The following is a 25,780-nucleotide window of genomic DNA, read 5'->3' on the forward strand; positions in this document are numbered from 1 at the left end:
GGCGTTTCAGGTGCCGCGAAAGGTTTATTCCGCCGCCGGCTTCTTGCGCTTGAGCGGCGCCAGGCCATCCTGGCTCACGACCTTCGAGGGGCCGGACTTCGGTCTGGCAGCGGGCTTCTTCTTCGCCGCCGACTTGCTGCCAGTTTTCTTCGCGTCATCCTTTTTCTTCTTGGTGCCAGCCGCCTTGCCCGAGGCCTTCACCTTCTTCGGCCCTTTGTAGGTGGCCTTGAGCTCACTGATGACACGCAGCTCGAAGCGCAGCTTGAGGTAGCGCTCGATGCTCGACATCAGGTTCCAGTCGCCATGGCCCACCAGCGAGATCGCGGTGCCACCGGCACCGGCACGGCCGGTGCGGCCGATACGGTGTACGTACTCGTCGCCGCGACGCGGGATATCGAAGTTGATCACCAGGTCGAGGCTGTCGACGTCCAGGCCACGGGCGGCGACATCGGTGGCGACGAGGATCTTCACCGCGCCCTGCTTCAGGCGCTCGATGGCCAGCTTGCGGTCCTTCTGGTCCTTCTCACCGTGCAGCACGAAAACCTTGTGCCCGGCGGCGATCAGACGGCCGGTGAGGCGGTCGGCGGCGACACGGGTGTTGGTGAAGACGATGGCCTTCTCGTAGGTCTCGTTGGTCAGCAACCACTGCAGCAGTTGCTCCTTGTGGCCAACGTGGTCGGTCAGGATCACCTGCTGGCTGACGTCCTCGTTCAGCTCGCTGACACGGTTGAGCTGCAGGTTTTCCGGATCGCGCAGGACCTTCTCGACCATGTCGTGCAGGCCGCTGCCGCTGGTGGCGGAGAACAGCAGGGTCTGGCGCTCGGCCGGGCACTGCGCAGCGAGCTTGAGCACGTCTTCGGAGAAGCCCATGTCGAGCATGCGGTCGGCTTCGTCGAGGATCAGCACTTCGACGTCACCCAGCGGCAGGTTGCCGGCGTTGAACTGCTCGTTCAGGCGACCCGGCGTGCCGATGATGATTTCCGGGTTCTTGCGCAGGCGCGCGCCCTGCACCTTGAAGTCTTCGCCGCCGGTGATCAGGCAGGCCTTGATGTAGGTGAACTGGGCGAAGCGCTCCACTTCCTTGAGGGTCTGCTGGGCCAGCTCGCGGGTCGGCAGCAGGATCAGCGCGCGGGCGCCGCTCTTGGGCTTGAGGTCAGCCAGCAGACGATTCAGCAGCGGCAGCAGGAAGGCGGCGGTCTTGCCGCTGCCGGTCTGCGCCGTCACCCGCAGGTCGCGCCCTTCCAGGGCCTTCGGAATGGCCGCGGCCTGGACCGGCGTCGGCTCGGTGAAGGACAACGAATCGAGCGCCTTGAGCAGGCGTTCGTGGAGGGCGAATTGGGAGAACAAGGCAGACCTCGATATCACGTAAAGACCAAATAGCTGCATAGCGTAACCGATGCGCGGGTTTTATTCGCCGGTCGCAATCGGTACGTCGTGGGTCGCGTGCGGGACAGCCGTGCCCCGGAGCCGCTCCCAGACTGGCCGCAAAGCCCGCCGCAGAGCACAAGGAACGCCGCCATGACGCACCGCCCGACCGCCGCCGAACGCCTTGAGCGCCTGCCGCTGAGCCCCTACCACCGACTGATCTTCGTGATCATCGCCCTGGCGTTCTTCTTCGACTCCATGGACCTGGCGATGATGACCTTCCTACTCGGCTCGATCAAAGCCGAGTTCGGCCTGTCCAGCGCCCAGGCCGGGCTGCTGGCCAGTTCCAGCTTCGTCGGCATGGTGATCGGCGCGGCGCTCTCGGGCCTGCTCGCCGACCGCTTCGGGCGCAAGCCGGTGTTCCAGTGGAGCATCGTGCTCTGGGGCATCGCCAGCTACCTGTGCTCCACCGCCGGCGATGTCCAGCAACTGACGCTGTACCGTGTGCTGCTGGGGATCGGCATGGGCATGGAGTTCCCCATCGCCCAGTCGCTGCTCTCGGAAATGATCCCGGCGCACAAGCGCGGCAAGTACATCGCCCTGATGGACGGCTTCTGGCCGTTGGGCTTCATCGCCGCTGGCTGCCTGTCCTACTTCATCCTGCCGAGTGCGGGCTGGCGCAGCCTGTTCCTGTTGCTGGCCTTCCCGGCGGTCTTCGTCCTGGCCATCCGCCTGCTGATCCCGGAGTCGCCGCGCTGGCTGGAACAGGCCGGCCTGCAGGACAAGGCCGAGCGCTCCCTGGCCCGCATCGAGGCACGGGTGATGAAGTCGCTGAAGCTGAGCAGCCTGCCCGAGCCGCGTCCGCTGGCGCGTCCGGAGCCCAGCACACCGGGCTTCTTCCGCGCCTTCGGCGAACTCTGGTCGCCGGCCTACCGGCGCCGCACGCTGACCGTCTGGAGCCTGTGGTTCTTCGCCCTGCTGGGCTTCTACGGGCTGACCTCCTGGCTCAGCGCGCTGCTGCAGCAATCGGGCTTCGCCGTCACCCAGTCGGTCTACTACACCGTGCTGATTTCCCTGGCCGGGATTCCCGGCTTCCTCTGCGCGGCCTGGCTGGTCGAGCGCTGGGGGCGCAAACCGAGCTGCGTGCTGATGCTGCTGGGCGGCGGCGCGATGGCCTATGCCTACGGGCAGACCGCGGTATTCGGCGCCAGCCTCGGCCTGCTGATCGGCTTCGGCCTGGCCATGCAGTTCTTCCTGTTCGGCATGTGGGCGGTGCTCTACACCTATACCCCGGAGCTCTATCCGACCTCCGCGCGGGCCACCGGCTCGGGCTTCGCCTCGGCGGTGGGCCGGGTCGGCTCGCTGCTCGGCCCCACCGTCAGCGGCCTGGTGCTGCCGATCGCCGGCCAGGGCGGCGTGTTCACCCTGGGCGCGCTGTGCTTCCTGGTCGCCGCCGGAGTGGTCTGGGCGTTCGGCATCGAAACCCGCGGGCGCACCCTGGAGGAGCTGGCCGGCTGATCCGCGACGCGTCAAGAATCGGACAAACGCGCGGGCAGCCCCGCAGGAGCGATGCCATGCTCTGATGGGCCTTCAAAAAAGGAGAATCCGGGTGCCTGCGACTCTCATCTATTACGTGGCCGCCAGCCTCGACGGCTACATCGCCCGTCCCGATGGCAGCATGGACTGGCTGCAGGGTTACGGCAGCGAGACCGACGACCACGGCTACAGCGCCTTCTACGCCAGCATCGATGGCCTGCTCATGGGCCGTGCCACCTACCTGTTCTGCCTGGACCAGGGCGACTGGCCCTACCCGGACAAGCCCGCCCTGGTCATGACCCGCTCCAACCACCTGCCCAAGGCCGCCGCGCAGGTCGAACTGGAGCACTACGCGCCGGTGGACGCCCTCGCCTCCCTGGAAGCTCGCGGTTGCGAGCGCATCTGGCTGGTGGGCGGCGGCAGCCTGGCGGGCAATTTCCTCGCCGCAGGCTTGCTCGACGAGGTGATCGTCAGCATCATTCCGCACCTGCTCGGGGCCGGCATACCGCTGTTCAGCATCGGCCTCGAACAGCGCCTGCAGCTGCTGGAGCAGCGCAGCTTCCCCAGCGGCATCGTGCAGATGCGCTACCAGGTCCTCAAGGAAACCCCCGCACCATGACCCAAGCCACGCTCCGTATCGCCGCCGCCTGCCTGCTGGACGAAGCCGGACGACTGCTGCTGGTGCGCAAGCGCGGCACCCAGGCCTTCATGCTGCCCGGTGGCAAGTACGAGGCGGGCGAAACGGCAGTCCAGGCGCTGCTGCGCGAATTGCAGGAGGAGCTCGACCTGCAACTGCCGCCGGCCGCCCTCACCCCGCTCGGCCACTTCCAGGCCGACGCCGCCAACGAGCCCGACACGCGTGTCGCGGCGCAGGTCTTCGTCGCCGCCCTGCCCCACGCCGTCCAGCCCGCCGCCGAGCTGGAAGAGCTGGCCTGGCTGGAATCCTCGGGTGACCTGCCGCCCAACCTCGCACCCTTGCTGCGCGAACAGGTTCTTCCCGCTCTGCTTGCCCATCTGGGCTGATTCGTTCAGCTCAATAACCTGCATTTCGTCGGGTTTTTCCTTAAGAAGCCTTAAGCGTCTGGCTTTTGGCCAGTAGTCCGCCGGTATTCCGTCGCCTAGCTGAAAGCCCCGTTTTATAGGGCTTCCGGCTATAAGGTCAGGCTGTGACTGATGCGTCAGAGCACATGTCACGCTCCGCCCTGCAAGTCACAGCGCAATTGTCAGAATCGACAGACGGTACGAACTGTCATGAAAAGTCGTTCAGAATGCGTGGAATTTTTGAGCGGACCAAGGGAAACCACGCCGATAACAAGGGCGATCCAGCGGAGTCTGGGCGACATCAACCAGCAAGAAGACATGCCGAATGCGAAGTACCCTTTTGACATGCCTTTCCATAGGCTTGGCGACTTTCTTAGCCGCCACTGAGGCAACCGCCTCCTCCAAGATTACCCGCACCTATCAGCCCGCCCCGGTTGATCTGCGCGTCCCGGTCCAGGGCAGTGCCCTGCTGACCTTCAATGCCAAGCCGGTCAAGCAGACCAAGAGCGAGGCGCACCAGGTAACCCAGCGCGCCTACAGCATGATCGGCACGCCTTACCGCTGGGGCGGCACTTCGCCCAAGCGCGGCTTCGATTGCAGCGGCCTGGTGAACTACGTGTTCCAGAACGTCGACGAAGTCGACCTGCCGCGCACCGCGCAGCAGATGTTCAGCATGCGCGGCAACTCGAAAGTCGCCCGTGGCGACCTGCAGCCGGGCGACCTGGTGTTCTTCCGTATCCACAACCGCCGCAATGTCGACCACGTCGGCATCTACGTCGGCGACAACCAGTTCGTCCACGCGCCGCGTCGCGGCCAGAAGGTCCGCGTCTCCGACCTTAGTGGCGACTACTGGAAGAAGCATTACACCGCCGCCCGCCGCATCCTGCCGGAAACCCTGGCCAAGGCCGACGTCGGCAGCCGCTTCGATTGACCCTGAACGCTCTCCCGTCGTGGGAGAGCGTTACTCGATCGCTTACAAGCCGCGACGCGCCTGTCGGCGCAGCAGTCGCGCGCTATCCCAACCGGTCAGCAGCACGGCGATCCAGATCGGCCCGTAGGTCCAGATCTGCGCCGGATTGAACGCCTCGCCCAGGAACAGCACGGCGATGGCGAACAGCAGCACCGGCTCGACGTAGCTCAGAATCCCGAACAGCCCCATGGGCAGCAGCCGGCTGGCCGCCATCATGGCGCCGAACGCCAGCGCGCTGATCAACCCCAGGACTGGCAGCAGCGCCCACAGGCGCGGCACCTCTTCGAGCACCTTGCCGCTATCGGTTATCCACAGGGTCGCCAGGGCGAACGGCAGCAGCACGAGCATCTCGAAGACAAACCCCGACAGCGAATCCACCGCCATCTTGCGCCGCAGCATGAAGTACGGCGGATAGCCCAGCGCGGTGATCAGGGTGAACCAGGAGAATGCCCGGGTCAGCCACAGCTCGTGCAGCACGCCGGCCAGCGCGAAGGCCACGGCGATGCCCTGCAGCGTGGTCAGCCGCTCGCCATAGAACACCCGGCCGCAGAGCACCATGGTCAGCGGCAGCAGGAAGTAGCCCAGCGACAGCTCCAGCGTGCGTCCGACCATGGGCGCCCAGATGAACACTCCCCACTGCACCAGCATCATCGCCGCCGTCAGCGGGAAGCACGCCAGCAGCCACGGCTCGCGCAGCAACCGCCGGCCCGCATCGCGCAGCACGCCACCCTGGCGAGTGAACAGCACCAGCAGCAGGACCATGGGAATCGACCAGACCACCCGGTGCGCGATCACCTGGATGCTGGTCAGCGGCTCCAGCGAGTGGATGTAACCCGGCAGAGTCACGAACAGCACGGAAGACGCCAGGGACAGCGCTACGCCACGTCCGGAGATATTCATGCAAAGCGCTCCTTGCGCAGGCGCAGACCGAATCGGTTCACCCCCAGCGACGCCACGATCACCGCCCCACCCAGCGCCAGGCGCGGCAGGTCGGCGGCTTCGTTCCAGATCAGCAGGTTGATCAGCAGCCCCACCGGCACATGCAGGTTGTTCATCACCGCCAGGGTGCCGGCATCCACCATCGTGCCGCCCTTGTTCCACCAGAACTGCCCCAGCGCGGTGGCCAGCAGGCCCATCCACACCAGCACGCCCCATTGCAGTTCGGTACTCGGCAGCTTCTGCGGATTGCCGAACAGCAGCCAGCCCGGCAACGCGATCAGCAGCGCACCGACGAAGAAATAGCCGAAGCGGCGGTACTGCGGGATATCCGAGGGATAGCGCTGCACCAGGTGCTTATAGAATACCTGCCCGGCGGCGAAGGTTGCGTTGGCCAGTTGCAGCAGCAGGAAGCCCTGGATGTAGTCGCCGCTGACGCCGTCGTAACGGATGATCCCGGCGCCCAGCACCGCCACGGCGGCGGCCAGCAGCGCCCAGGCGTTGAAGCGGCGGTTCAGCGCATCATCGATCAGCGCCACATGCAGCGGCGTCAGCACGGTGAACAGCAGCACCTCCGGCACCGTCAGCACCCGGAAGCTCTGGTACAGGCAGACATAGGTAATGCCGAACTGCAGCGCCCCGGCCAGCATCACGCCGGCGATGAAGCGCGGCTCGACGCCGCGCCAGCGGGTCAGCGGCAGGAACACCAGGCCGGCCAGCACCACGCGGGTCAACACGGCGAAATAGCTGTCGACCTGCCCGGCAAGGTACTCGCCGATCAGGCTGAAGGAGAACGCCCAGAGGACGGTGACGAAAAGCAGATAAGGCATGGAAAGGCGACCGGAACGGGGCAGGCAAGATAGCGTCAGTCTCAGCGTAGGAAAAGCACTGCGCGCCCGCGCCCTGGGAAAGGCAGAAACGAAAAAGGGCGACCGAAGTCGCCCTTTTCCTTGGATGGTAAATCAGGGATTAGCCCTGGTTCTCCATCTGAGCACGGATCAGATCACCGATGGTGGTCGGACCAGTGTTTTCTACGTCTTGCTTGGTGCGCAGTTCTTTCATCGCATCCTTCTCGTCATCGACGTCTTTCGACTTGATGGAGAGGGAGATGACGCGGCTCTTACGGTCGATGCTGATGATCTTGGCTTCGACTTCTTCGCCTTCTTTCAGAACGTTGCGAGCGTCTTCAACGCGGTCACGGCTGATTTCGGAGGCTTTCAGGATGCCTTCGATTTCGCCGCCCAGGCTGATAACAGCGCCTTTGGCGTCCACTTCTTTCACGGTGCCGCGAACGATGGTGCCTTTCTCGTTGAGCGAGGCGTAGTTGGAGAACGGATCGTCTTCCAGCTGCTTGATGCCCAGGGAGATGCGCTCGCGCTCCGGATCAACGGAGAGGATGACGGTTTCCAGCTCGTCGCCCTTCTTGAAGCGGCGAACGGCTTCTTCGCCAACTTCGTTCCAGGAGATGTCGGACAGGTGAACCAGACCGTCGATGCCGCCTTCCAGGCCGATGAAGATACCGAAATCGGTGATCGACTTGATGGTGCCGGAGATCTTGTCGCCCTTGTTGAAGCGGCTGGAGAAGTCTTCCCACGGGTTGGACTTGCACTGCTTGATGCCCAGGGAGATACGACGACGCTCTTCGTCGATGTCCAGAACCTGAACTTCCACTTCGTCGCCAACCTGAACGACTTTCGACGGGTGGATGTTCTTGTTGGTCCAGTCCATTTCGGAGACGTGTACCAGGCCTTCCACGCCCTCTTCCAGCTCGGCGAAGCAGCCGTAGTCGGTGAGGTTGGTGACGCGCGCGGTAACGCGGGTGCCTTCCGGGTAACGGGCTTTGATGGCAACCCATGGGTCTTCGCCCAGTTGCTTCAGGCCCAGGGATACGCGGTTGCGCTCGCGGTCGAACTTCAGAACCTTGACATCGATCTCGTCGCCAACGTTGACGATTTCCGACGGATGCTTGATACGCTTCCAGGCCATGTCGGTGATGTGCAGCAGACCATCGACGCCGCCCAGGTCAACGAACGCACCGTAGTCGGTGAGGTTCTTGACGATACCTTTGACCTGCTGGCCTTCCTGCAGCGATTCCAGCAGAGCTTCGCGCTCGGCGCTGTTTTCGGCTTCCAGGACGCTGCGACGGGAAACGACAACGTTGTTGCGCTTCTGGTCCAGCTTGATGACCTTGAACTCGAGCTCTTTGCCTTCCAGGTGAGTGGTGTCACGCACCGGACGCACGTCGACCAGCGAACCCGGCAGGAACGCGCGGATGCCGTTGACGTCGACGGTGAAGCCACCCTTGACCTTGCCGTTGATGACGCCTTTGACCACTTCGTCGGCAGAGAAAGCAGCTTCCAGAACGATCCAGCTCTCGGCACGCTTGGCTTTTTCGCGGGACAGCTTGGTTTCACCAAAGCCGTCTTCTACCGCGTCCAGCGCAACGTGGACTTCGTCACCCACATTGATGGTCAGCTCGCCCTGTTCGTTGTAGAACTGCTCGACCGGGATGACGCCCTCGGATTTCAGACCGGCATGGACGGTGACCCAGTCACCATCGATGTCGACCACGATGCCGGTGATGATGGCACCCGGCTGCATGTCGAGGGATTTCAGACTTTCTTCAAAGAGTTCTGCGAAGCTTTCGCTCATGTCTATACCTGTAGTCAAAGGCTTGTAAGCCCGATTCCGCGCCACCAGCAGACACGGTCAAGTGATGAAAAAGAAGCCAGCAGGATCAAGACTGGTATCCCGCCGGCCCCCTGTTGCATCCGCGAAATACGGATGCTCCACATTCAGATTTTGGGGGAACGTTTCGCTCAATAGGGGCGAAACCCTCCCGATACAAGGTCTGGAATGGTAGCAATGGATGCAGCCCGCGTCAATCCACGGGCCCGGCCAACCAAGCGTTTCGCGCGAAGGCGAACTCCAGCCTGGGCTGGGTATTTTCGCTCAGAGTTGGCCGAAGGGATGCGCCGCCTGTCTGGCAACGCCAGACTGCTGGGCAGGCGAGCCCTGGAAACATCAGCTCCGCCCTTCCCGCTCCATCAGCCGTGCCGCATCAGCAAAGCGCAGCCATAACCGCCCTTGCCAGTCCAGCAGCGCAATCTGCTGGCCCTGCACCTCACGGAAACGATGGCGCGGTAGTAGAAGGCAGTCCTGCTGCGCCGCACGCAGCGCCGGCACCACCTCGTTGCTCAGCCATTGCCGTAGGCTGCGATTCTCCGGGTGATAGAGGTGCAACATTAGCAGCGCATACACGCCGCTTTCGCTCACCAGCCACTCATCTTCCGTCGCTCCCACCAATCGCTCCCGACGCGACTGGTCCGGCTCAAGCTTGCGCACCAACTCCACGCCTCGCTTGCTGGCCGTCAGCTTCGTCAGGTCGCGCAGTGCGAACCACGGCTGCTGGTCCAACAGCACGCCGCGCAGTGGACGGTTGTAACGCATGAAGGCTTGGGTAATAAGGCCGTCGCCAGATGGAAAAGACATCGAAGTGCTCATGCAGTCGCTCCTTGCTCAAGTCAGGAAGCCGCCGCCCGAGATATCCAAAAAGGGAGGCGGACCGTGCAAGGGTGGAAAACCGGCTACCGAGAACAACCGTTAGAACCGGCCGGACCTGAGTCCGCCTCACACGGCCCACCATAGACAGCCAGAGACGACCGGCCCCAGGGGACCGGTCGATTGCTACTACAGCGTTTCTCGGTAAATTCAGGTTTCCACACCTGACCACGGCTGTTCCGTGGCGGAGAAAACGCTAAGCAGCAGGCTTGTAGGAGCGCAACGCCATCGATAGGTCAGGCGGTTCCTGAAGAAGGCTTTGCGCCCTACAGAGTGAGATGAGGACTGGGATAAATGCCCAGGAAAGGATGGCGAGGGTGACAGGTCAAAAGGTTCGGGTATGTCAGCCGATTCGCCTGTAGCTATAGGAGGCTGGAAAACAGCGCGCGTTAATTGCCCCACATCGGTTGCGGAGCCCGAAATTCACCGGTGGCAGACCTCATCCGAGCCACCCTTGCCCGGACGAGGTTTCCGACTTAATCAGCCAGGCCCAGCCGCGCAACCTCGGCGAGGATGCTCTCCACCACCTCCTCGATGCTCATCGAAGTGGAATCCACCAGGATCGCGCCGACGGCGGGCTTGAGCGGGGCGACGGCGCGTTGGCTGTCGCGTTCGTCGCGGGCGCTGATTTCTTCGGCCAGTTGGGCCTGGTCGCTGTCGATGCCCTTGCCCTTGAGCTGCAGGTAGCGACGACGGGCGCGCTCCTCGGCGGAAGCGGTGAGGAAGATCTTCAGCGGGGCGCTGGGGAAGACCACGGTGCCCATGTCACGGCCATCGGCGACCAGACCCGGTGCTTCGAGGAAGGCGCGCTGGCGTTGCAGCAGCGCATCGCGCACTGCCGGCAGCGCGGCGACCTGGGAGGCGCCGGCGCCGACCTGTTCGGTACGGATGACGTCGGTGACGTCTTCGCCTTCGAGGATGATGTGCTGGCCCTGCCCGCCCTTGGCGTGGGTGAACTGCACGTCCAGGTGCGCGGCCAGGACCTTGAGGGCTTCCTCATTGGTCAGGTCGATACCGTGGTTACCGGCGGCGAACGCCAGCAGGCGATACAGCGCGCCGGAGTCCAGCAGGTTCCAGCCCAGGCGCTTGGCCAGCAGGCCGGCGACGGTGCCCTTGCCCGAGCCGCTGGGGCCGTCGATGGCGAGGACAGGCCATTCGCCGTTCATCAGTTGTTCTCCTCGGCGACGCGGATGCCCGCGCCGGACGCCAGCCCGAGGAAGTTCGGGAAGGAGGTCGCGACGTTGGCGCAGTCGTGGATGCGGATCGGCGCGCCAGCACGCAGGGAGGCCACGCTGAAGGACATGGCGATGCGGTGGTCGCCGTGGCTCCAGACTTCGCCGCCGCCGTAGCTGCCGCCGTCGATGATGATGCCGTCCGGGGTCGGTTCGCACTTCACGCCCAGGGCCAGCAGGCCGTCGGCCATGACCTGGATGCGGTCGGATTCCTTCACCCGCAGCTCTTCCGCGCCGCGCAGGACGGTACGGCCAGTGGCGTTGGCGGCAGCGACGAAGAGCACCGGGAACTCGTCGATGGCCAGCGGCACCAGGTCTTCGGGGATGTCGATGCCTTTCAGCTGGGCCGAACGCACGCGGATGTCGGCGACCGGCTCGCCCCCCACTTCACGCTGGTTCTCCAGGGTGATGTCGGCGCCCATGAGCTTGAGGATGTCGATGATGCCGGTGCGGGTCGGGTTGATGCCGACGTGCTCCAGGGTCAGGTCGGAACCTTCGGCGATGCTCGCGGCGACCAGGAAGAAGGCTGCCGAGGAGATGTCGGCCGGCACTTCGATGGCGGTGGCAGTGAGCTTGTGGCCGGACTCGACGCGGGCGGTGGCACCTTCGACGTCGACCGGGTAGCCGAAGCCGCGCAGCATGCGCTCGGTGTGATCGCGGGTCGGCGCCGGCTCGGTGGTGGAGGTTTCACCTGCGGCATACAGGCCGGCGAGCAGCAGGCAGGATTTCACCTGGGCGCTGGCCATCGGCATGTCGTAGTGCATGCCGGTGAGCTTCTGGCCACCGCGGATGGTCAGCGGCGGACGGCCTTCGGGGCCGGTCTCGATCACCGCGCCCATTTCCCGCAGCGGCTTGGCGACGCGGTTCATCGGGCGCTTGGACAGCGAGGCGTCGCCGGTCAGGGTGGTGTCGAACGGCTGGGCGGCGAGCAGGCCGCTGAGCAGGCGCATGGAGGTGCCGGAGTTGCCCAGGTAGATCGGGCCGGGCGGGGTCTTCAGGCCGTGCAGGCCGACGCCGTGAACGGTCACGCGGCCGTGGTGCGGGCCTTCGATGACCACGCCCATGTCGCGGAACGCCTGGATGGTGGCGAGGGCGTCTTCACCCTCGAGGAAACCTTGCACCTCGGTCGTGCCTTCGGCGAGGGAGCCGAGCATGATCGAGCGGTGGGAAATGGACTTGTCGCCCGGTACGCGTACGCGTCCGGAGAGGCGGCCACCCGGCTGGGCCAGGAAAATCAGGTCATTGTTGTGCATGGCGTCCACATAGGCCCGGCGGGCCAGGATTTTGCTGAAATGCTCGCGGGCAACCCGGGCGCGGGTGAAGACGCCCATCAGTTGTTGCCCGTCCCCTTTATCGACGGCCTCGCGCAGGTCGTCGAGGTCGTCACGGAATACGTCGAGGATGCGCAGCACCGCCTCGCGGTTGGCGAGGAAGATGTCGTGCCACATCACCGGGTCGCTGCCGGCGATCCGCGTGAAGTCGCGGAAACCGCCAGCGGCATAACGGAAGATTTCCAGATTTTCGCTGCGTTTGGCCAGCGAGTCGACCAGCGTGAAAGCCAGCAGGTGCGGCAGGTGGCTGGTGGCGGCGAGGACCTCATCGTGGTGCTCGACAGCCATCTGCTCGACATCCGCACCCAGCTCGCGCCAGAGGCTTTCGACGCACTGGATGGCGTCCGCGTCGGCATTATCCAGCGGCGTGAGGATGACTTTATGACGGCGGAACAATTTCGCATTGGCCGCCTCCACCCCGCTCTGCTCGGAACCGGCGATCGGGTGACCGGGGACGAAGCGCGCCGGCATGCCGCCGAATACCGCTTGCGCGGCGCGGACCACGTTGCCCTTGGCGCTGCCTACGTCGGTGAGGATTGCGTTACCGATGTCGAGGCCGGCGAGTTCGCCGAGGACCTTCTCCATGGCCAGGATCGGTACGGCGAGCTGGATCACATCGGCCTCGCGGCAACCGGCAGCGAGGCTTTCCTCGCAGCGGTCGACCACGCCCAGCTCCACCGCCAGGCGGCGGGTCTGCGGATCACGGTCGACGCCGACCACTTCCTCGAACAGGCCCTTCTCGCGGATGCCCTTGGCAAAGGAGCCGCCGATCAGGCCGAGCCCCACCACGACGAGGCGGCGGAGCTTGTGCGGCTGGACATCAGGCACGGGCGAGCACCTTGGCCAGCGCTTCGAGGAAGCGGGCATTCTCGGCCGGCAGGCCGATGGAGATGCGCAGGTGCTGCGGCATGCCGTAGCCGCCGACCGGACGGACGATCACGCCTTCGGCGAGCAGGGCCTGGTAGACCGGGCCGGCGTCACGCTTGAGGTCCACGGCGATGAAGTTGCCCTTGGAGGGAATCCATTGCAGGTCCAGGGCGCGCAGGCCGCTTTCCAGCTGGGCCATGCCTTGGTCGTTGATGCGCTTGCCTTCAGCCAGATACTCGGCGTCATCCAGCGCCGCGCAGGCAGCGGCCAGGGCCAGGCTGTTGACGTTGAACGGCTGGCGTACGCGGTTGAGCACGTCGGCAACCTGCGCCGAGGAGATCGCATAGCCAACGCGCAGGGACGCCAGGCCATAGGCCTTGGAGAAGGTGCGCGAGACCAGCAGGTTCGGGTAGCGCGCCAGATACTTCAGGCCGTCCGGCAGCTCTTCGCCTTCGGCGTACTCGATGTACGCCTCGTCGAGCACCACCAGCACGTTCTGCGGCACCTGCGAGAGGAAGCGCTCCAGCGCTTCCGGGCCGAACCAGGTACCGGTGGGGTTGTTCGGGTTGGCGATGAAGACCACGCGGGTGTTGGCGTCGATGGCCGCCAGCATGGCTTCCAGGTCATGTCCCCAGTCCTTCGCCGGCACGACCTTGCCCTGGGCGCCGACGGCCTGGGTGGAGATCGGGTAGACGGCGAAGGCGTACTGGCTGAACACGGCGTTCAGGCCTGGGGCCAGATAGGCACGGGCCACCAGGTCGAGAATGTCGTTGGAACCGTTGCCCAGGGTGACCTGCGCAGTCTCGACGCCGCAACGAGCGGCCAGTCGGGACTTCAGCTCGAAGCCGTTGCCGTCGGGATAGCGGGTCAGTTCGGCCAGTTCGGCACGAATGGCCTCGAGGACCTTCGGGCTCGGGCCCAGCGGGTTCTCGTTGCTGGCCAGCTTGACGATGCCGGCGGGGTCGAGCTTCAGCTCGCGGGCCAGTTCATCGACCGGCTTGCCGGGCACGTAGGGGGAAAGCTTCTGCACGCCCGGTTGGGCCAGGGCAAGGAAATCACAGGACATATCGGGGCCTCAGGCTGCAGGCCTCAGGCTGCAGGCACTAGACGCTCTCGCCTGTGGCCTGAAGCCTGCAGCCTGTCGCCGCAATCAAAGTACCGCTTTGGGATACGAGCCCAGCACCTTCAGGGCAACGGCTTCGCTGTTGATCTTTTCCAGCACGTCCTTGATCAGCGGGTCCTTGTGGTGGCCGACGAAGTCGATGAAGAACACGTAGGTCCACTTGCCGCTGCGCGACGGGCGGGTCTCGATGCGGGTCAGGTCGATGCCGTTGTTGTGGAACGGCACCAGCAGCTCGTGCAGAGCGCCCGGCTTGTTGCGCATGGAGACGATGATGGAAGTCTTGTCGTCGCCGGTGGGTGGCACTTCCTGGTTGCCGATCATGAGGAAGCGCGTGGAGTTGTCCGGGCGGTCCTCGATCTTCTCGTGCAGCTTGTCCAGGCCATACAGGCTGGCGGCCATGTCGCCGGCAATCGCCGCGCTGTTCCACTCGCTCTTCACCCGCTTGGCGGCGTCGGCGTTGCTGGAGACCGCCACGCGCTCGACGTTCGGGTAGTGCGCGTCCAGCCACTTGCGGCACTGGGCCAGGGACTGGGCGTGGGAATAGATGCGGGTGATGTTGCTGGTCTTGGTGTTCTCGCCCACCAGCAGGTGGTGGTGGATGCGCAGCTCCACCTCGCCGCAGATCACCATGTCGTGTTCGAGGAAGCTGTCGAGGGTGTGGTTGACCGCGCCCTCGGTGGAGTTTTCCACCGGCACCACGCCGAAGTTCACCGCACCGGCGGCGACTTCGCGGAACACTTCGTCGATGGCCGCCATCGGCGTGCTGATCACCGCGTGGCCGAAGTGCTTGAGCGCGGCGGCCTGGGTGAAAGTGCCTTCCGGGCCGAGGTAGGCCACTTTCAGCGGCTGTTCCAGGGCCAGGCAGGAGGACATGATCTCGCGGAACAGACGCGCGACTTCCTCGTTGTCCAGCGGGCCCTTGTTCAGCTCCATGATGTGCTTGAGCACCCAGGCCTCGCGCTCGGGCCGGTAGAACACCGGCTTCTCGCCTTCGGGCAGGGCGGCCATCTTCACCCGCGCCACGTCGGTGGCGCAGCGGGCACGTTCGCTGATCAGCTCGAGGATCTTCTCGTCGAGGCTGTCGATACGTACGCGCAAAGCCTTGAGCTGGTCAGCGTCGCTCATCAGCCGTGCTCCTTCTCGAACTCGGCCATGTAGCCGACCAGGGCTTCGATGGCGTCCAGGCCCAGGGCGTTATAGATGGAGGCACGCATGCCGCCCACCGAACGGTGGCCTTTCAGGTTGAGCAGGCCGCGCGCGTCGGCGCCTTCGAGGAAGGCCTTGTCGAGCTTCTCGTCGGCCAGGCGGAACGGCACGTTCATCCAGGAGCGGGCGCTGGGCTGGATCGGGTTGGTGTAGAAGTCGCTGCTGTCGATGAAGCCGTACAGCATGTCCTTCTTGGCGCGGTTGCGCTGCTCCATGGCATCGACGCCGCCCTGCTCCTTCAGCCACTCGAAGACCAGGCCGGAGAGGTACCAGGAGTAGGTCGCCGGGGTGTTGTACATGGAGCCGTTATCGGCGGCGACCTTGTAGTTGAGCATGGTCGGGCAGCTGCTGCGCGCGCGGCCCAGCAGGTCTTCACGGACGATGACAACGACCAGGCCGGAGGGACCGATATTCTTCTGCGCGCCGGCATAGATCAGGCCGAACTTCGAGACATCAGTCGGACGCGAGAGGATGTCCGAGGACATGTCCACCACCAGCGGGACGTCGCCGACTTGCGGAATCCAGTCGAACTCCAGGCCGCCGATGGTCTCGTTGGACGCGTAGTGCAGGTAGGCGGCGTCCTTGGACAGGTTCCACTCGTTCTGCCCGGGGATGGCGAAGTAGTCATACTTGGATGCGCTGGCAACCACGTTGACGTTGCCGTAGCGGCGAGCCTCTTCGATGGCCTTCTTCGACCAGATGCCGGTTTCCACGTAGTCCGCCACGCCATCTTCGGGCAGCAGGTTCAGCGGGATCTCGGCGAACTGCTGGCTGGCGCCACCCTGCAGGAACAGCACCTTGTAGTTCGACGGCACGTTCATCAGGTCGCGCAGGTCCTGCTCGGCCTTCTCGGCGATGGCCACGTAGTCGTCGCTACGGTGGCTCATTTCCATGACCGACAGGCCCTTGCCCTGCCAATCCAGCAGTTCGGCGCGGGCGCGCTCCAGCACCGCGGTGGGAAGCGCCGCGGGACCGGCGCAGAAGTTAAAGGCTCGCTTGCTCACATCCACTCTCGCTATCAGTCTTCGCTGGCCTGAGGGGCTTCTTCAGCCGCGTCTTCGCCTGCTTCTGGGTTCTCTTGCGCCACTTCGCCGTCGACGATCTCGCCGTCGATGACGTCGTCTTCGTCGTCCACCACGGTCGGCTCCTGCACCCGCTCCAGGCCCACGACGGTCTCGTCGGCAGCCAGCTTGATGAGGATCACGCCCTGGGTGTTACGGCCGGCGCCGCGGACTTCGTCGACACGGGTACGCACCAGGGTGCCCTGGTCGGAAATCAGCATGATTTCCTCGCCATCCAGCACCTGCACGGCGCCCACCAGGTTGCCGTTACGCTCGTTGATCACCATGGCGATCACGCCCTGGCCACCACGACCGCGACGCGGGTAGTCGGCCAGCGGGGTGCGCTTGCCATAGCCGCGCTCGGAGGCGCTGAGGATCTGCGCTTCGCGGCACTCGGGGATCAGCATGGAGATGATGCGCTGGCCTTCGGCCAGGCGCATGCCGCGCACGCCACGGGCGTTACGGCCCATGATGCGCACCTTGCTTTCCTTGAAGCGGATGACCTTGCCGGCGTCGGAGAACATCATCACGTCCTTCGAACCGTCGGTGATGGCGGCGGCGATCAGCGAGTCGCCCTCTTCCAGCTTCAGGGCGATCAGGCCGTTGGAACGTGGCTTGGTGAACTGGATCAGCGGGGTCTTCTTCACGGTGCCTTTCATGGTGGCCATGAAGATGTACGCGCCGGTCGGCTCGTCCTGGCTGAAGTCGGCGTCGTCGCCCTCTTCGGCCTCTTCGGCTTCCACCACTTCGGCGACCTGCTCGGCGACCACGTCGTCGTCATCGTTGTCGTCACCGGCGAACTGGGCGCGCACGGCTTCCAGATCGATCTGCAGCATCGCGGTGATGCGCTCGCCTTCGTCCAGCGGCAGCAGGTTCACCAGCGGACGGCCACGGGCGGTACGCGAGGCTTCCGGGATCTCGAAGGTGCGCAGCCAGTAGACCTTGCCCTTGCTGGAAAACAGCAGCAGGGTGGCGTGGCTGTTGGCGACCAGCAGGTGTTCGATGTAGTCCTCATCCTTCACGCCACTGGCGGACTTGCCCTTGCCACCGCGACGCTGGGCCTCGTAGGCGGCCAGCGGCTGGGACTTGGCGTAGCCGCCGTGGGAGATGGTCACCACGCGCTCTTCTTCGGTGATCAGGTCGGCGATGGTCAGGTCCATCTGCGACGCGACGATCTCGGTGCGGCGGGCGTCGCCGAACTCGGCCTTGACCTTCTCCAGTTCCTCGCGGATGACTTCCATCAGGCGCTCGGGGTTGGTCAGGATGCGGATCAGCTCGCCGATCAGGGTGAGGATTTCCTGGTACTCGGACAGGAGCTTCTCGTGCTCCAGGCCGGTCAGGCGGTGCAGGCGCAGTTCCAGGATGGCCTGGGCCTGTTCCGGCGACAGGTAGTACTTGCCTTCGCGCAGGCCGTACTGCTCGTCCAGGTCTTCCGGACGGCAGGAATCGGCGCCGGCGCGCTCGACCATGGCTTCCACGGCGCTGGATTCCCAGGCGGTGGCGATCAGGCGCTCCTTGGCTTCGGCCGGGGTCGGCGAGGACTTGATCAGCTCGATCACCGGGTCGATGTTCGACAGGGCGACGGCCTGGCCTTCGAGGATGTGGCCGCGCTCGCGGGCCTTGCGCAGCTCGTAGACGGTGCGGCGGGTCACCACTTCACGGCGGTGACGGATGAACACCTCGAGCATGTCCTTGAGGTTCATCGTGCGCGGCTGGCCGTCGACCAGGGCCACCACGTTGATGCCGAAGACGCTCTGCAGCTGGGTCTGGGCGTAGAGGTTGTTGAGCACGACCTCGCCCACTTCGCCGCGGCGCAGCTCGATGACGACACGCATGCCGTCCTTGTCGGACTCGTCGCGCAGCTCGGTGATGCCTTCGATCTTCTTCTCTTTCACCAGCTCGGCGATCTTCTCGATCAGGCGGGCCTTGTTCAGCTGGTAGGGCAGCTCGGTGATGATGATCTGCTGGCGGTTGCCGCCCTTCTCCATGTCCTCGATGGTGGCGCGGGCACGGATATAGACGCGGCCACGGCCGGTGCGATAGGCCTCGATGATGCCCGCACGGCCGTTGATGATGCCTGCGGTCGGGAAGTCCGGACCGGGGATGTACTGCATCAGGTCATCGATGGACAGCTCGGGGTTATCCATCAGCGCCAGGCAGCCGTCGATCACCTCGGTGAGGTTGTGCGGCGGGATGTTGGTCGCCATGCCCACGGCGATACCGCTGGAACCGTTGACCAGCAGGTTGGGGATCTTGGTCGGCATGACCGCCGGGATCTGCTCGGTGCCGTCGTAGTTGGGCACCCAGTCGACGGTTTCCTTGTCCAGGTCCGCCAGCAGCTCATGGGCGAGCTTGGACATGCGCACTTCGGTGTATCGCATGGCCGCGGCGTTGTCGCCGTCCACCGAACCGAAGTTGCCCTGGCCGTCGACCAGCATGTAGCGCAGCGAGAAGGGCTGGGCCATGCGCACGATGGTGTCGTACACCGCGGTGTCGCCGTGCGGGTGGTACTTACCGATCACGTCGCCGACCACACGGGCAGACTTCTTGTAGGGCTTGTTCCAGTCGTTGCCCAGTTCGCTCATGGCGTACAGGACGCGCCGGTGCACGGGCTTCAAGCCATCGCGTGCATCGGGCAGGGCACGACCGACGATCACGCTCATGGCGTAATCGAGGTAGGACTGTCGGAGTTCGTCTTCGATGTTGACCGGGAGGATTTCTTTGGCCAGTTCGCCCATGAGAAGCCTGGTTCCTTTTTCAAATGTGACTCCACCCGGCCCGTCCTGAGCCCGGCGGAGCGCGGTGCGCCATCAAAGCGCCACCGACTCTCTACAAATCAACGACTTGGCCGTTGATCCGCGATGCTGTGGGGGGCGCAAAAAAGCCCCATCAAGAACCGTCGGAGCTTACCACAAGCCCAGGTCAAACCCTACCCTCGGCCAAGCCCCTCGATGAATTGCTGCAGGCCGCGTCAATGCAGGCGCTTGCGGCTCATCAGCTGGGCCATGCGCTCGGTGTCCGGACGTTCGACAACGCCGCGTTCGGTCACGATGGCGTCGATCAGGTCGGCCGGGGTCACATCGAACACCGGATTGAAGGCTTCCACGTCAGCGGCGATACGTTTGCCGCCGATTTCCAGGAGTTCGCGACCGTCACGCTCCTCGATCGGGATGTCCTCGCCGCTTTCCAGGCCCATGTCGATGGTCGAACTGGGCGCCACCACCATGAAGCGCACGCCGTGGTGCATGGCGGTCACCGCCAGCTGGTAGGTGCCGATCTTGTTGGCGACGTCGCCGTTGGCGGTGATGCGGTCGGCGCCGACGATGACCCAGGTGATGCTTTCGGTCTTCATCAGGTGCGCGGCGGCGGCATCCACGTTCAAGGTGACCGGCACGCCTTCGTTGGCCAGTTCCCAGGCGGTCAGTCGGGCACCCTGCAGCCAGGGGCGGGTTTCGTCGGCGTAGACCCGCTCGATCAGCCCTTCCAGGTGCGCCGCGCGCAGCACGCCCAGGGCGGTACCGAAGCCGCCGGTGGCCAGGGCGCCGGTGTTGCAGTGGGTGAGGATCTTCTGCGGGCCGCCGTGGTGCTTGCGGATCAGGTCCACGCCCAGCTGGGCCATGGTCAGGTTCGCCTCGCGGTCGCTCTCGTGGATCGCCACGGCCTCGGCTTCCAGCAGCGGCAGCGGGTCCTCACCCGGCTTCAGGCGCTCCAGGCGGTCACGCATGCGGTTCAGCGCCCAGAACAGGTTGACCGCGGTCGGCCGCGACTCGGCCAGCACCGTGAAGTCTTCCTCCAGCGCCGCACGCCAGTCACCGCCGGCAGCCACGCGGGCACGCAGGCCCAGCACCAGGCCATAGGCCGCGGCGATGCCGATGGCCGGCGCACCGCGCACGACCATCTGGCGGATCGCGTCGGCTACGCCTTCGGCGCTCTCGTAGGACAGCCAGGTTTCCTCCAGCGGCAGCAGGCGCTGGTCCAGCAGACGGAGAGTGCCCTTGCGCCAATCAATGGCCGTGACCCGTTCGGCCGCCAACAGTCGCTCACGCATGGAACACCTCTTCATTTCAATGGAATCGCGGGCCCTTCCCGGCCCCCAGGAATCTTCCCGCGCAGGCGGGTAAAAGCGCCGAGTATACCGAGCCTGCGGCAGTGGCGCTCGGCTATACTCGGCGCCTTTATCCACGCGCCCAGGATGCGCTTCATGCCGACCGCAAAAGCCCCGCTCGACCTGCTGCTCTTCCCCACCTGGATCGTCCCCGTGGAGCCCGCCGGCGTGGTCCTGCAGGGCCATGGCCTGGGCATCCGCGACGGCCGCATCGCCCTGCTCGCGCCACGCGCCGAAGCACTGCGCCACCCGGCGACGGAAACCCGCGAACTGCCGGGCATGCTACTCGCCCCCGGCCTGATCAACGCCCATGGCCACGCGGCGATGAGCCTGTTCCGCGGCCTGGCCGACGACCTGGCGCTGATGACCTGGCTGCAGGAGCACATCTGGCCGGCGGAGGCCAAATGGGTCGGCGAGGACTTCGTCCGCGACGGCACCGAACTGGCCATCGCCGAGCAGCTCAAGGGCGGCATCACCTGCTTCTCGGACATGTACTTCTTCCCGCAGGTCGCCTGCGAGGTGGTGCACAAGGCCGGCGTGCGCGCGCAGATCAGCGTGCCGGTGCTGGATTTCCCGGTGCCCGGCGCCCGCGACGCCGACGATGCGATCCGCCAGGGCCTGGCGCTGCGCGACGACCTCAAGCACCACCCGCGCATCAAGGTCGCCTTCGGCCCGCACGCACCCTACACGGTCAGCGATGACAAGCTGGAAAACATCCTGATGCTGGCCGAGGAGCTGGACGCCGGCATTCATATGCACGTCCACGAGACCGCCTTCGAGGTCCAGCAGGCACTGGAGAAGCATGGCGAGCGGCCGCTGGCCCGCCTGCATCGCCTGGGCCTGCTCGGCCCGCGCTTCCAGGCCGTGCACATGACCCAGGTGAGCGACGACGACCTGGCCATGCTGGTGGAAACCAACAGCTCGGTGGTGCACTGCCCGGAATCCAACCTCAAGCTGGCCAGCGGCTTCTGCCCGGTGGAGCGCCTGTGGCAGTCCGGCGTCAACGTCGCCATCGGCACCGACGGCGCGGCCAGCAACAATGACCTGGACCTGCTCGGCGAAACCCGCACCGCCGCCCTGCTGGCCAAGGCCGTGGCCGGCCAGGCCACCGCGCTGGACGCCCACCGCGCCCTGCGCATGGCCACCCTCAACGGCGCCCGCGCGCTGGGCATGGAGCAGGAAACCGGCAGCCTGGAACTGGGCAAGTCTGCGGATATCACCGCCTTCGACCTCTCCGGGCTGGCCCAGCAGCCGGTGTACGAGCCGGTTTCGCAGGTCATCTATGCCAGCGGCCGCGACTGCGTGCGCCACGTCTGGGTCGGCGGCAAGCAGTTGCTGGAAGACGGCAGGCTCACCCGCCTGGACGAAGAGCGCCTGATCGCCGTGGCTGGCGAGTGGGGGCGCAGGATCGCGGGCGCTTGACTACCTGCTGAGCCTGAAAGCCCCTCTCCCTAACCCTCTCCCTGAAGGGAGAGGGGACTGGATCGGAGCGATAGTAAAGCCCGGAGTTCACTTGATACCTGGCCAGCAGGAAGCGCCAGCCCTTCAAGCCGCTCGGATAGCTCCCTCTCCCTTCAGGGAGAGGGCTGGGGAGAGGGCAACGCCCAACGCCGAGATCCCCTTATCACGGCAGGCCACTTAACTTTCACCAGCGGCTGGCAAGTACAGCAACCGCGGCGGACTAGCCAACGCTGCGACAATCTGTCATGCCGCGCCCCATCTGCCGCGCGAAGCTGGCATCATAGGCGCCATTCGTTTTTCAGCTTTCAAGCCAGCTTTTTGAAGAATAGGGACACCATGAGCAACGTCGACCACGCCGAGATCGCCAAATTCGAGGCCCTCGCCCACCGCTGGTGGGACCGCGAAAGCGAGTTCAAGCCCCTGCACGACATCAATCCGCTGCGGGTCAACTGGATCGACGAGCGCGTCAGCCTCGCCGGCAAGAAGGTCCTCGACGTCGGCTGCGGCGGCGGCATCCTCAGCGAAGCCATGGCCCAGCGCGGCGCCACCGTCACCGGCATCGACATGGGCGAAGCGCCCCTGGCGGTCGCCCAGCTGCACCAGCTGGAATCCGGCGTGCCGGTGGAATACCGCCGCATCACCGCCGAAGACCTGGCCGAGGAGATGCCCGAGCAGTTCGACGTGGTGACCTGCCTGGAAATGCTCGAGCACGTACCGGACCCGGCCTCGGTGATCCGCGCCTGTTACAAGATGGTCAAGCCCAGCGGCCAGGTGTTCTTCTCCACCATCAACCGCAACCCGAAGGCCTACCTGTTCGCCATCGTCGGTGCGGAGTACGTGATGCGCCTGCTGCCGCGCGGCACCCACGACTTCAAGAAATTCATCCGTCCCTCCGAGCTGGGCGCCTGGTCGCGTGACGCCGGCCTTGCGGTCAAGGACATCATCGGCCTGACCTACAACCCGCTGACCAAGCACTACAAGCTGGCCAGCGATGTCGACGTCAACTACATGATCCAGACCCTGCGCGAGGAGTGAGTCGCATGCTCAGAGCGGTTCTCTTCGACATGGATGGCACCCTGCTGGACACCGCGCCGGACTTCATCGCCGTGTGCCAGGCGATGCTCAAGGACCACGGCCGCGCGCCCATCGCCGACCAGCGCATCCAGGACGTGGTCTCCGGCGGCGCCCGCGCCATGGTCGCCGCGACCTTCGACATGGACCCGGAAGCCCCCGGCTTCGAGACCCTGCGCCAGGAGTTCCTCGACCGCTACCAGGAGCATTGCGCCGTCTTCACCCACCCGTACGACGGCATGGCCGAACTGCTGGAGAGCATCGAGCAGTCGCGCCTGATCTGGGGCGTGGTGACCAACAAGCCGGTGCGCTTCGCCGCGCCGATCATGCAGCAGCTGGGCCTGGCCGAGCGCTCCGCCGTGCTGGTCTGCCCGGACCACGTGACGAAGAGCAAGCCGGACCCGGAAATGCTCCTGCTGGCCTGCAGCCAGTTGAAGGTCGACCCGTCCGAAGTGCTGTTCATCGGTGACGACCTGCGCGACATCGAGTCCGGCCGCGCCGCCGGGACCAAGACCGCGGCAGTGCGCTACGGCTACATCCACCCGGACGACAACCCCGCACACTGGGGCGCCGACGTCATCGTCGATGCACCGCGCGACCTGCTCGCCGTCCTCGATCGCGCGCTCTGCAGCTGCTAGCACAGCGGCGGCAGGCGGCAGGCGGCAGGCGGCAGGCGGCAGGCCAAGATGGTGTCACGATTTTTTCTCTAAGCCTGCAGCTTGAAGCCTGAAGCCTGCAGCTCTCCGAAGGAGCCCCCATGTTCGACTATTCCGCCCGCCCCGACCTGCTCAAGGGCCGCGTGATCCTGGTCACCGGCGCCGGCCGCGGCATCGGCCGGGCCGCCGCGCAGGCCTTCGCTGCCCACGGCGCCACCGTGCTGCTGCTGGGCAAGACCGAGGACTTCCTCAACGAGGTCTATGACCTGATCGTCGCCGCCGGCCATCCGGAACCGGTGGTGATCCCGCTGAACCTGGAAACCACCCTGCCGCACCAGTACGACGAACTGGCGGCGATGATCGAGAAGGAATTCGGCAAGCTCGACGGCCTGCTGCACAACGCCTCGATCCTCGGCCTGCGCTCGCCCATCGAGCAGATTTCCACCGACAACTTCACCCGCGTCATGCAGGTGAACGTCAACGCCATGTTCAGCCTCACCCATACCCTGCTGCCGCTGCTGAAACTCTCCGAGGACGCCTCGGTGGTCTTCACCTCCAGCAGCGTCGGTCGCAAGGGCCGCGCCTACTGGGGCGCCTACGCGGTGTCGAAGTTCGCCACCGAAGGCCTGATGCAGGTGCTGGCCGACGAGTGCGAGGACATCACGAAAGTGCGCGCCAACAGCGTCAACCCCGGCGCCACCCGCACCGCCATGCGCGCCCACGCCTACCCGGGCGAGAACGCCTACAACAATCCGGCGCCCGAAGAGATCATGCCGGTCTACCTGTACCTCATGGGTCCGGACAGCCAGGGCGTGAACGGCCAGGCCTTCAACGCCCAGGACTGATTTTCGCCGCGAGGAAACGGTACTGACGTACCAGCGGCGTCGCCCTGCAGCCCAGCAACGACGCCGCTTCCCGCCAATTTTCCGGCTCTCCTCCAGCTCGACACCCGGCAAAGTGCCATCATTTCGCCAGACTTCTGGCGAATCCTTCCCCGCCTCAGGAACCCTGACCACCACCGGTCGGTCAATACGGCGACTTTTCAGGCCTTTCCGCGCCCTGGCACGGAAATCGCTCTGAACCTGCAAACGCCGTAAAAATGGTCAACGCCATGGTTCCTCCCAAGCAGTCCAATACCATCGATTTCGATGCTGCCAAGCTCCAGCGCCTGGCCACCCAGCAAGCGCGCAAGCCGGTACGCCGTCGCCCGCTGGACCTGCTCAGCCTGCGCCAGCAGCTGAACCTGCAGTTGCAGTGCAGCCTGGAAGCCGAGCGGATCCTCGCGGTGTTCTTCCGCGAGATCCAGCAGATGCTGCCGCTGGACTACCTGGCCTATGCCCACGCCGGCGCCGACTATCGCCTGGAATTCGGCGAGGTGGCGCGGCACAGCGCCGACTACCGGCTGACCCACGGCAGCGAATACCTCGGCGAGATCAGCTTCCGCCGCAGCCAGCGCTTCACCGATGCCGAGCTGGCGCAGCTGGAATCGCTGATGGCCTGCCTGCTCTACCCGCTGCGCAATGCCCTGCTCTACCGCGCCGCCGTGCAGTCGGCGCTGCGCGACGCGCTGACCGGCACCGGCAACCGCATCGCCATGGACCAGGCCCTGGGCCGCGAAGTGGAAGTGGCGCGGCGCCACCTGCTGCCGCTGTCGATCCTCATGCTCGACCTCGACCACTTCAAGCAGATCAACGACGCCCACGGCCACAGCGTCGGCGACGACGCCCTGCGCGCCGTGGCCACGGCCCTGAAGAACAGCCTGCGCAACGTCGACATGGTGTTCCGCTTCGGCGGCGAGGAATTCCTCGTGCTGCTCTCCAATACCCCAGGGGTGGCCGCTGCCCAGGTCGGCGAACGGCTGCGCGCTGCCGTGGAGGAACTCGACCTGGCCGTCGACGGCAATTCCTTGCCGCTGTCCATCAGCCTGGGTTGCGCCACGCTCGATGGCGGCGAGTCGGTGGACGATCTGCTGCGCCGTGCCGACAGCGCCCTTTACGAAGCCAAGCGCGACGGCCGCAATCGGCTGGCCTGCGCCGGCTGATCCAGCGGAGCCTCTCCTGCCAGGTAGCTCCGCGCGCCGACCTTCCCTCACACCGATATCCCCGTAGGAGCGGACTCCGTCCGCGATGGCGTCCGACGCGTGGCAGGCCTATCGCGGACAGAGTCCGCTTGTGTCTGCCTTTCCCGATACGATCGTAGGTGAGAGCGACGCAAGGCAAGCTGCAGGTCCGCAGTGTTCGAGCACGAGTAGGAGCCCA

At 65.3% G+C, this 25,780-nt stretch carries 21 protein-coding genes; 9 read left to right on the forward strand and 12 right to left on the reverse strand.

Annotated elements, in window-relative coordinates:
- Positions 1-24 precede the first annotated feature (24 nt).
- A complete protein-coding gene (locus HNP46_RS13040) occupies positions 25-1,362 on the reverse strand; it encodes a DEAD/DEAH box helicase (RefSeq protein ID WP_184589540.1) in 1,338 nt (445 codons plus the stop codon).
- 156 nt (positions 1,363-1,518) lie between these two features.
- Here HNP46_RS13040 and HNP46_RS13045 point away from each other — a divergent pair, with 156 nt between their 5' ends.
- The 4 genes from HNP46_RS13045 (at position 1,519) to HNP46_RS13060 (ending at position 4,873) form a co-directional block, all read left to right on the forward strand.
- Positions 1,519-2,883, forward strand: a complete 1,365-nt coding sequence (locus HNP46_RS13045) for an MFS transporter (RefSeq protein ID WP_184589482.1) — start codon at positions 1,519-1,521, stop codon at positions 2,881-2,883.
- 64 nt (positions 2,884-2,947) lie between these two features.
- Positions 2,948-3,520 (forward strand): dihydrofolate reductase family protein, encoded by a 573-nt coding sequence (locus HNP46_RS13050; RefSeq protein ID WP_221454946.1) that lies wholly within the window; start codon positions 2,948-2,950, stop codon positions 3,518-3,520.
- Positions 3,517-3,924, forward strand: a complete 408-nt coding sequence (locus HNP46_RS13055; RefSeq protein WP_184589486.1) for an NUDIX hydrolase — start codon at positions 3,517-3,519, stop codon at positions 3,922-3,924. Before HNP46_RS13050 ends, HNP46_RS13055 begins: the two co-directional genes overlap by 4 nt.
- 379 nt (positions 3,925-4,303) lie before the next feature.
- Positions 4,304-4,873, forward strand: a complete 570-nt coding sequence (locus tag HNP46_RS13060; RefSeq protein ID WP_409372435.1) for a C40 family peptidase — start codon at positions 4,304-4,306, stop codon at positions 4,871-4,873.
- Positions 4,874-4,915: 42 nt separating this feature from the next.
- On the opposite strand, the gene rarD is transcribed toward HNP46_RS13060, so the two are convergent.
- The 11 genes from rarD to mtnA all read right to left on the reverse strand — a co-directional run bounded on the left by rarD (position 4,916) and on the right by mtnA (position 20,277).
- Positions 4,916-5,812 carry an EamA family transporter RarD gene (rarD, locus tag HNP46_RS13065; RefSeq protein ID WP_184589491.1) on the reverse strand — a complete coding sequence of 299 codons (897 nt, stop codon included), beginning with the start codon at positions 5,810-5,812 and terminating at the stop codon, positions 4,916-4,918.
- Positions 5,809-6,678 (reverse strand): carboxylate/amino acid/amine transporter, encoded by an 870-nt coding sequence (locus HNP46_RS13070; protein WP_184589493.1) that lies wholly within the window; start codon positions 6,676-6,678, stop codon positions 5,809-5,811. Before HNP46_RS13070 ends, rarD begins: the two co-directional genes overlap by 4 nt.
- Before the next feature lie 139 nt (positions 6,679-6,817).
- Complete coding sequence (gene rpsA / locus HNP46_RS13075) at positions 6,818-8,500, reverse strand: 30S ribosomal protein S1 (RefSeq protein ID WP_184589495.1); 1,683 nt, start codon at positions 8,498-8,500, stop codon at positions 6,818-6,820.
- Between the two features lie 372 nt (positions 8,501-8,872).
- A complete protein-coding gene (locus HNP46_RS13080) occupies positions 8,873-9,352 on the reverse strand; it encodes a BRO-N domain-containing protein (protein ID WP_260403160.1) in 480 nt (159 codons plus the stop codon).
- Positions 9,353-9,885: 533 nt separating this feature from the next.
- Positions 9,886-10,575 carry a (d)CMP kinase gene (gene cmk / locus HNP46_RS13085; RefSeq protein ID WP_184589497.1) on the reverse strand — a complete coding sequence of 230 codons (690 nt, stop codon included), beginning with the start codon at positions 10,573-10,575 and terminating at the stop codon, positions 9,886-9,888.
- Entirely contained in the window at positions 10,575-12,800 is a 2,226-nt protein-coding gene (locus HNP46_RS13090) for a bifunctional prephenate dehydrogenase/3-phosphoshikimate 1-carboxyvinyltransferase (protein ID WP_311771805.1), read from the reverse strand. The genes cmk and HNP46_RS13090 overlap by 1 nt, the downstream gene beginning before the upstream one ends.
- Positions 12,793-13,905, reverse strand: coding sequence for a histidinol-phosphate transaminase (gene hisC / locus HNP46_RS13095; RefSeq protein ID WP_184589501.1), 1,113 nt, complete (start codon positions 13,903-13,905; stop codon positions 12,793-12,795). Before hisC ends, HNP46_RS13090 begins: the two co-directional genes overlap by 8 nt.
- An 84-nt stretch (positions 13,906-13,989) precedes the next feature.
- Positions 13,990-15,087: a prephenate dehydratase gene (gene pheA / locus HNP46_RS13100; protein WP_015478144.1), complete on the reverse strand. Its 1,098-nt coding sequence runs from the start codon at positions 15,085-15,087 to the stop codon at positions 13,990-13,992.
- Positions 15,087-16,172 carry a 3-phosphoserine/phosphohydroxythreonine transaminase gene (gene serC / locus HNP46_RS13105; RefSeq protein WP_184589503.1) on the reverse strand — a complete coding sequence of 362 codons (1,086 nt, stop codon included), beginning with the start codon at positions 16,170-16,172 and terminating at the stop codon, positions 15,087-15,089. The genes pheA and serC overlap by 1 nt, the downstream gene beginning before the upstream one ends.
- A gap of 14 nt (positions 16,173-16,186) precedes the next feature.
- The gene (gyrA, locus tag HNP46_RS13110; protein ID WP_184589505.1) at positions 16,187-18,967 is read right to left on the reverse strand and encodes a DNA gyrase subunit A; all 2,781 of its coding nucleotides are present in this window, start codon (positions 18,965-18,967) and stop codon (positions 16,187-16,189) included.
- Between the two features lie 233 nt (positions 18,968-19,200).
- Positions 19,201-20,277 (reverse strand): S-methyl-5-thioribose-1-phosphate isomerase, encoded by a 1,077-nt coding sequence (mtnA, locus tag HNP46_RS13115; protein ID WP_184589507.1) that lies wholly within the window; start codon positions 20,275-20,277, stop codon positions 19,201-19,203.
- A gap of 153 nt (positions 20,278-20,430) precedes the next feature.
- Here mtnA and HNP46_RS13120 point away from each other — a divergent pair, with 153 nt between their 5' ends.
- The 5 genes from HNP46_RS13120 (at position 20,431) to HNP46_RS13140 (ending at position 25,563) form a co-directional block, all read left to right on the forward strand.
- Positions 20,431-21,756, forward strand: coding sequence for a TRZ/ATZ family hydrolase (locus HNP46_RS13120; protein ID WP_184589509.1), 1,326 nt, complete (start codon positions 20,431-20,433; stop codon positions 21,754-21,756).
- 375 nt (positions 21,757-22,131) lie between these two features.
- Complete coding sequence (gene ubiG / locus HNP46_RS13125; protein WP_184589511.1) at positions 22,132-22,830, forward strand: bifunctional 2-polyprenyl-6-hydroxyphenol methylase/3-demethylubiquinol 3-O-methyltransferase UbiG; 699 nt, start codon at positions 22,132-22,134, stop codon at positions 22,828-22,830.
- Positions 22,827-23,504, forward strand: coding sequence for an N-acetylmuramic acid 6-phosphate phosphatase MupP (gene mupP, locus HNP46_RS13130; protein ID WP_184589513.1), 678 nt, complete (start codon positions 22,827-22,829; stop codon positions 23,502-23,504). The genes ubiG and mupP overlap by 4 nt, the downstream gene beginning before the upstream one ends.
- Positions 23,505-23,623: 119 nt before the next feature.
- Positions 23,624-24,367, forward strand: a complete 744-nt coding sequence (locus tag HNP46_RS13135) for a YciK family oxidoreductase (RefSeq protein WP_184589516.1) — start codon at positions 23,624-23,626, stop codon at positions 24,365-24,367.
- Between the two features lie 266 nt (positions 24,368-24,633).
- The gene (locus tag HNP46_RS13140; protein WP_184589518.1) at positions 24,634-25,563 is read left to right on the forward strand and encodes a GGDEF domain-containing protein; all 930 of its coding nucleotides are present in this window, start codon (positions 24,634-24,636) and stop codon (positions 25,561-25,563) included.
- Positions 25,564-25,780: the final 217 nt, after the last annotated feature.

The organism is Pseudomonas nitroreducens (assembly GCF_014204515.1).
Lineage (GTDB): Bacteria > Pseudomonadota > Gammaproteobacteria > Pseudomonadales > Pseudomonadaceae > Pseudomonas > Pseudomonas nitritireducens_A.